The following is a 7,989-nucleotide window of genomic DNA, read 5'->3' on the forward strand; positions in this document are numbered from 1 at the left end:
ACCAACTGGAGCCTACTTTCGCCCAACCAGTTGACATCGCACCACTGGATTTCATATAATACCAGCTTCGTCCATCATAAACCCAGCCAGTCTTCATTACGCCTGATTTTGCAAAATAGTACCAACTGGAGCCTACTTGAACCCAACCAGCCGACATCGCACCACTGGCTTTCATATAATACCAGCTTCCACCATCATATACCCAGCCAGTCTTCATCGCACCTGAGCCGGCAAAGTAGTACCAGGTAGAGCCAATTTGTGACCAGCCAGTCTTCATCGCGCCTGAGCTCGTAAAGTAATACCAAACGGCACCGTCTTGAACCCATCCGGTTTGCATGATTCCTTGATGATTGAAATAGTACCAAGTGCCTCCGTCATGTAGCCAGCCTTTCTTTAAGTCTCCTGTCGTTAAATCGTAGAAGTACCACTTGTTGTTTTCATAGGACCAGCCAAATTTTTTCACTTGTTTTACGGTGATTGTCGCATTTTCACTTCTATTACCTGAAGCATCTGTTGCGGTTATGGTTAAGTTCGTTCCAGCTACTTGCTTTGGAATCGTTATACTAAATGTTCCGTCTGCCTTTGCTTCTCCACTTCCAAGAAGCTTACCGCCCGCTTTAACCTCGATCGTTGCACCTACTTCAGCCTTTCCTGTTACTGCCGTGTCTTGTTCGGTTACTTCATTAACAACAGGCTTTGTTGGGGCTGTTGCATCCTTTACAACCACCGTTGTTGCTTCACTTACATTTCCTGATGCATCTATTGCAGTAACTGTTAAGGTAGTACCTGCCTGCTGTACTTGGATTGGGAAAGAAAATAGTCCATACGTATTACTTACATCATTTCCAATGACAGCACCATTTACCTTAACTTCAATACTCGCTCCACCTTCCGCTTGTCCAGAGATGAAGCTATCTTTATCGGTAACATCATTTACAATCGGCTTTTCCGGAGGCGTCACATCCTTGACGATGATCGTCGTTGGATTACTTTCATTTCCCGCCTTATCCGTTGCTGTAACGGTAATCGTTGTTCCAGCAATAATGGTTGGAATCGGAATACTGAAACTTCCGTTAGTATCAGCCGTTCCATTTGTTAATAAAATACCATTTGTTTTTACAGTAATCTTAGAATTTGGTTCTGCATGTCCAGTGATAACTGTATCTTGGTCAGTAACCTCATTCACGATCGGTGGATTTGGTACAGTACTATCTTTTACAATCACTAAAGTTGCATAGCTTATATTTCCATAGTCATCAATAGCCGTAACGTATAATGGAGTTCCTATAGGCTGTGCCGGAATTTCTACTAAAAAGGATCCATCCTCGCTGGCCTTGCCTGATCCAATGACCTCCTGGTAAATCGAAACTTCAATCGTCACCCCTGGTTCCGTTTGTCCTGTTACAAAGGTATCCTGTACAAACACCTGGTTTACGCTTGGCGCCTGTGGCGGTACTACATCAATGACATGGATTGTTGCTGGTTCACTTACATTACCACTCGCATCCTCTGCATATACATCGATAACTGTACCCGCTGGCTGCAGCGGAATCTGAATTGTAAAATCCCCAATTTGATCACTCATAGTTCGCCCGATTTCGCTTGACCCTACCATTGCAAAAACCTTTGTATTTGGCTCGGTTACTCCCACAATTTTAGAATCCGTATTTGAGACCCAACTAACATAAGGACTATCAGGTGCTTGGGTATCTCCAGGCTCAGCTTGATTTTTTTCAACAAAGGTATAGGTTATATTAGGTCCTTTATCAGATGGAATTTGTAACCCATTCTCTGAATCCACAGTCTTTACAACGGCAGCACCGCCCCGTAAATAAGTAGGACCACCCGTATAGATTTTCTCTTTTAGTTGATCAAAGAATGGATCCCCTTTAAACCCGTAAAGGCCTGTTGGTTCCTTTAACAATAACGCTAATCTGAAGTTGGTCATTAACTCGCCAAACGTCATATTTGGATCTATGTACTTTTTCGCTACATTTTCAATTGCACGATAATTATTATTTTCATCAAAAAGAATCTCTTTAAAAAGACGATCTCCCTGATTGGTTTGTATTTTTAGATACTGCATAAATAAATAGGATAATGAATAGTTTGATAACGAATCATTATTGTCCCCCCAATAAAGCAGGGAATGACCATTTTGAATCGAGTTTGAACGATTATAATAATCTAGACGCCCTGAAAGGCCAACACCTCGATAAACTTGGTGTGCCGCCTCGGCTAAGCCTTCATCTATCCATGACGGCAGATCGCCCCTACCCTCGACTAATACATTTTGATTAAAGCTAACCATATGTTGAAACTCATGTGCCAAGGTTCCATACGACCTTGTGACATCAAGTGGGGCACCAACCGCTCCCATTGATGGATAGGTATCAATATAAAAAATCTCAGACTGATTGGATTGAGGGAAATAGTATGTACTATATAAATCCCTACCATAAAAATACCCAGAAACATATCCGCCATTTCCGTTATAGCCATCTTTGATATCAAATACTAAAATATGAACCTTTCCATTTCCATCGACATCTGATTCTTGGGCAAAGTGGCTCGTCACAGTCCCATAAATATTCTCATCAAATTCAGTTCCTAGCTGGGCAGCTGCCGAGTTTGTTATTTGATTATTGTATACCCACACATTCGACTTTGAACCACTATAGGCTAATTTGGCTTGGATTTGATAATCCTGATTGGTTCCTAAATCGGTTACCCAAAATGCTCTCGAATCACCGACAATGTAAGTCTGAGCCGTATAAAATTTATTTTTCTCTATTGGATTTCCAGTTATCTTTGGAATATCAAATGGCAAATCTGCATCCATGATGTACGATGACTGATCTAGATTCGGATCAATCGTACTATTCTTCGTTTGGGTATCAAATTGAAACATCCCTGTTGGTTCCGTATATTCGCTGATTGATTCATTGCTAATCAGCGCATAAGTATCATCAGTCGTTGAATTGTCCCCTGCATAAAATGGATTCATTATTTTAAAAGTTGAAACACTAGAATAATATTGATCCTCAACAGTAGCTGACGTTCCAACGCGTAAGTAAATAAACGGTTGATTCATATACAAATTTTTATCAATCTCAGTATATAAAAAAGCATCCGTATATCCAGCTGTATCATAATACACGCTTCCATAAAATTTTAATGTGTGGCCCTCTTCATAAAAAAGCTCAAATGTTAAAATAGAATCCTTTGTATACGCACTGCCTGAATTATAATAAAAAAGAATTTCTAAATTATTCGGATACACCTCCGTAATATCCGAATAGTAGAGTCTATGGGAGGTACCGAAATCATCATATAAAGTTGTCGCGATTCTCCCTTTTTCCACTAAAGGATATGAAGCTGGATCATAAATATCAGCTTTTGATTCTTGTGATTTTTTTGGTGCTTCCTTTTTTAATTCGGTTCCACTTAAACTGATTTTTGTTTGAGGAGTTCCCTCATTTACCTTTGCTGCTTGCGCCATTATTGGTATCCCCAACATTTGCAGCACGATTAGTATAGAAATTATTTTGCGCAAAATCTTCCCCCCTATATTTCTAGTAAAAAAGAACTATTTGTTTATGGTTAATATTTTACCAGAATTATACTGTAGATATACCAACAATTCTATGAATATATGAATAAAAAGGGATATTGAAGACGGTCACTTATGAAACCTCAATTTTTTATAAGTTTAAAAACTAGCATTTTTATTGCTACTATTATCCTAATTTGATATCATTCCAATATATAACAAATAGGGGGTCAATACATGAAAAAGCTGTTACTATCAATATTTTTTACAATGTTTTTAGTACCTGCGGTTGGGTTTGCTGAAACGAATGCGTCATCAGACCCAAGCGATGCAACATTGAACAGTTCCTCGGACATTTCTGTTGAGCAATCATCAGATGAAAGTCCTGCAACAGACACAGAAAAAACACCTGCTGAAGAACCGGAAACCGGTAATGAATCAGCAACGGAAGATACGCCGACTGAAGAACCGGCAACTGCTGATGAAACAGAAACAGAAGATACACCGACTGAGGAAAATTCAACTACGCCTAATGAAACTGAAAAGGTTCAAGAGGTTAACCAAAATGTCGTACAATCTGAAGTTCCTGCAGCTGGCTGGCAACAAGAAGATGGATATTGGTTTTACTATGATGAGAATGGTAACAAATTAACTGGATGGCTAACTCTCGATGGAAAGAAGTATTACATCGATGAGAATTATGGTCGATTATCAGGATTCTATGATTTTTATAATGATGTAACAGGACTTTATGATGGATACTTCTTCCACAGCGATGAAGGTTATCTGCAAACAGGCTGGATTCAAATCCAAGGGTATTGGTATTATTTCAATCCTAATAATGACGGGAAAGCCCAAGGCGATTGGCTAACTCTTGATGGTAAAACGTATTATTTTGAAAGAGGATATTGGGATAGTTATGGAACTCGAGTAACAGGTCGATATACAATATATAATGAAACAACCGGACTTGATGAATCGTATTTCTTTAACACAGACGGCTCAATGAAAACGGGTTGGGTACAACATGGTGGAGCCTGGTATTATTATAACAGCAATGGTAAACAGTTATTTGACTGGCAAACAATCGGTGGTAAAAAATATTACTTCGATTCTTTTTACTCTGGCCAAATGGTAACTGGTTGGAATTCGATCTATAATGAAACAACCAACCAATGGACGGACCATTACTTTAAACCATCAGGCGAAGTCGGATCTGGTTGGGTGTTCGACGACTATTACGGTGAATGGTATTATTTAGACAACCTCGGTACAAAAAGCATTTCTGGTTGGTTACAAAGTGGTTATAGATGGTATTATCTCGACTACGGTAGGATGATAACCGGGCAAATTGAGGTTAATGGCGTAAATTATTTCATGGATTACTCCAGTGGTGCTATGAAAACTGGCTGGTTCAAAGACGGATATTATTGGTACTATGCATCAGGTAGTGGCGCTTTGAAGACTAATTCTTGGTTATATGATGGCGGCGCTTGGTATTACTTTGATGAATATTCAGAGATGGTGGACTTCCCTACCTATGTAGGCGGCACTCTTTACTATTTCCATAGCAATGGTAAAATGGCATCTTCAACAGGCTGGCAATATGATGGCTATGACTGGTACTATACAAATGCAAATGGTACTCTAGCAACTGGTTGGAGATGGATAGGTGGCAAATGGTATTATTTTGATTCGTACTACAACGGTGCAATGGCTACAGGTAGTCATAAAGTTTCAAATACACTCTATTACTTCCATAGTAACGGCGCAATGGCAACAACAAGTGGTTGGGTCTATGACGGGTATTATTGGTATTATACAAATTCAAATGGTACTCTAGCGACTGGTTGGAAATGGACAGGTGGCAAATGGTATTATTTTGACAGATACTATGGTGATATGATTACAGGATACCAAGTAATTGCTGGAAACTATTATTTCTTTAATACAGATGGTTCCATGCACACAGGCTGGCGCTATAATTACTCTAACGGAAATTGGTACTACTACAATGGCAGTGGTGCTCAGCAATTTGGATGGGTACTCATTAGCGGTACATGGTATTACTTTAACTGGTACTATGGTTATTGGGTAGCATAAAATAGAAGATAAAGGTTATGTGGATACAGCTTCCACATAACCTTTTTACATTCTTTTATCCTATGAAACTTCTTTTATTTTCCATTGGAGATTTGCTAGTATTTTTTATATAGTAATCTCATAAACCTTGAAAAAGGAGGTTTGTTACACTGAAGAAATTGATGCCCTTTTTTATGTTAGTTTCAATTTTACTTCTTTCATTTTCTCCTCCCGCTTTTGCGAATCAAACCATAGAAAAAGTTTTGATTGTATTTGAGGATAAGATTGACGTTTCAATCGTCCAACAGGCAAATGGAAAAATTACACATCTATATGGTCAGCTCCATGCTTTGTCTGCAGAAGTTCCTTCAAGCTCAATTCCACACCTGAAAGAAAGCAGAGGGGTTGTTGCTGTTGAAGAAGATACACTCGTGGCAAACCAAGGCCAATTTCAGGATTGGGGTATCAATGCGCTAGACATTCCAAAGTCCTGGAATTCATCGTTTACAGGTAGGGGTGTAAAAATTGCAGTCCTAGATACTGGAATAGCGAGTCATCCTGATTTAGAAATTGCAGGTGGTCAAGCGTTTGTCCACTACACCACTTCTTTTTATGATGATAACGGTCATGGGACACATGTTGCAGGAATCATCGGGGCAAAAAATAATAATCTTGGTACTGTTGGTGTCGCACCAGACGCATCCCTATATGCTGTAAAAGTACTTGATAATAATGGCGAAGGATATGTATCAGATATTGTAGCCGGAATCGATTGGTCGATTCAAAATAAGATAGACATTATTAATATGAGCCTATCGACAACAGAGCATTCTTTTTTATTAAAAACAGCAGTCGACACGGCCTATAAAAATGGAATCTTGGTTGTTGCTGCTGCAGGTAACAACGGTACACCTGATGGTAGTAGTGATACCGTTGAATATCCTGCTCGGTATCAATCGGTCATTGCAGTTTCAGCTGTTGATTCAAGCTTTCAACGTGGGTCCTTTTCCGCAAGTGGATTGAATGTAGAGGTTACAGCACCTGGGGTTGGAATCACCAGCACATATTTAAATAATGACTATGCAAGGTTAAATGGCACTTCTATGGCTACCCCATATGTAACTGGAATATTGGCTCTCATGAAAAATGCATACCCTACCCTTTCTCAAACAAGTCTTCGCGAGCGGCTTCACCAATCTGCAATTGACCTTGGAACACCTGGTAAGGATTCTTTTTATGGGTATGGATTGGTCCAAGCTCCTCTCGAAGAAAAAATAAACGAGAAGCCGGAAGAACCTATTTTCCAAACCGGGTGGCAATATGACAATGGCTCTTGGTTCTATGGAGATTCAACGGGCGAATTCGTGAAAGGCTGGCTGGCCGAAGAGGAACGTTGGTATTATTTTGATCAAACAGGCGCAATGGTGACCGGCTGGCTGTACGATCATGGGACTTGGTACTTTTTATCAGGCGATGGTGCGATGAAAACTGGTTGGCTTTACGATGATGGAAGCTGGTATTTCCTTACTAAGAGTGGAGCCATGGAAACCGGATGGGTCCTTGATAATAACAGATGGTATTATTTAGGTTCAAATGGAGCGATGAAAACTGGCTGGGTATTTGATAACAAGGCATGGTACTTTTTATCTAATAATGGGTCCATGAAAACTGGTTGGCTATTTAATAACGGCGGCTGGTATTTCCTTGCTAAAAATGGAGCCATGAAAATTGGATGGTTCCAAGATCTCGATAATACCTGGTATTACTTAGACAACAATGGCCTGATGGTGACCGGTTGGGTACTGATCCAAAACAATTGGTATTTTATGAATTCAACTGGCGCGATGGTATCCGGCTGGAAACAGATAAATGGTAGCTGGTATTACTTTTATCCAAGCGGAAAAATGGCAAGCAACACAAGTGTCGGGGTCTATCGCCTTGGGTACAATGGAGTATGGATTCAGTAGGCGGACGTGGGACAGAGGGACAGGTCCCTTGTCCCAGTTGAGGATTGTCACTGCAAGTAAGCCTTAGTTTGTTGAGGGAGCCCATGAAACTACTGGTTGCCAATTGAGATTTTTTGAAGAAAGCTCTTAAATTACTGCCTTCACCAGAGGTTTGTCGAGTTTACGGCAAAAAAAAGCTTCCCGAGAGGTTTTCTCCTCGGGAAGCTTTTGTGTGTTCATCACGGTTTTATTGGATCCATGCTCCATTTGAGCCTAGCTTATAGCCATCGATTGTTGTGTTAAAAGCCATTGCTCCGCTAGAGTATAGATAGTACCACTTACCACCTGTATATACCCATCCTGTTGCCATTGCACCACTTGACTTCAGTAAGTACCACGTTTTACCGT

General features: G+C 40.1%; 3 protein-coding genes and 1 pseudogene. 2 read left to right on the forward strand and 2 right to left on the reverse strand.

The window, feature by feature from the left end; translation table 11 throughout:
- A partial coding sequence (locus V7112_RS03985; RefSeq protein WP_335415780.1) for an Ig-like domain-containing protein occupies positions 1–3,556 on the reverse strand: 3,556 nt, incomplete at its 3' end.
- A gap of 234 nt (positions 3,557–3,790) precedes the next feature.
- Between V7112_RS03985 and V7112_RS03990 the strand changes: the two genes are divergently transcribed.
- Both V7112_RS03990 and V7112_RS03995 read left to right on the forward strand, forming a co-directional pair.
- Positions 3,791–5,656 carry a hypothetical protein gene (locus tag V7112_RS03990; protein WP_335415783.1) on the forward strand — a complete coding sequence of 622 codons (1,866 nt, stop codon included), beginning with the start codon at positions 3,791–3,793 and terminating at the stop codon, positions 5,654–5,656.
- 173 nt (positions 5,657–5,829) lie between these two features.
- Positions 5,830–7,602: a S8 family serine peptidase gene (locus tag V7112_RS03995; protein WP_335415786.1), complete on the forward strand. Its 1,773-nt coding sequence runs from the start codon at positions 5,830–5,832 to the stop codon at positions 7,600–7,602.
- A 226-nt stretch (positions 7,603–7,828) separates the two neighbouring features.
- On the opposite strand, the pseudogene V7112_RS23790 reads toward V7112_RS03995, so the two are convergent.
- Positions 7,829–7,989: pseudogene (locus tag V7112_RS23790) on the reverse strand (glucosaminidase domain-containing protein); the annotation flags it as partial.

Origin of the sequence: Bacillus sp. JJ1566, assembly GCF_036962685.1 — a bacterium.
Classification (GTDB): Bacteria; Bacillota; Bacilli; order Bacillales; family Bacillaceae_L; genus Ferdinandcohnia.

Coding starts and splice junctions, on each gene's coding strand:
- V7112_RS03990 (WP_335415783.1), top strand. CDS start 3,791: ATGAAAAAGCTGTTACTATCAATATTTTTTACAATGTTTTTAGTACCT.
- V7112_RS03995 (WP_335415786.1), top strand. CDS start 5,830: ATGTTAGTTTCAATTTTACTTCTTTCATTTTCTCCTCCCGCTTTTGCG.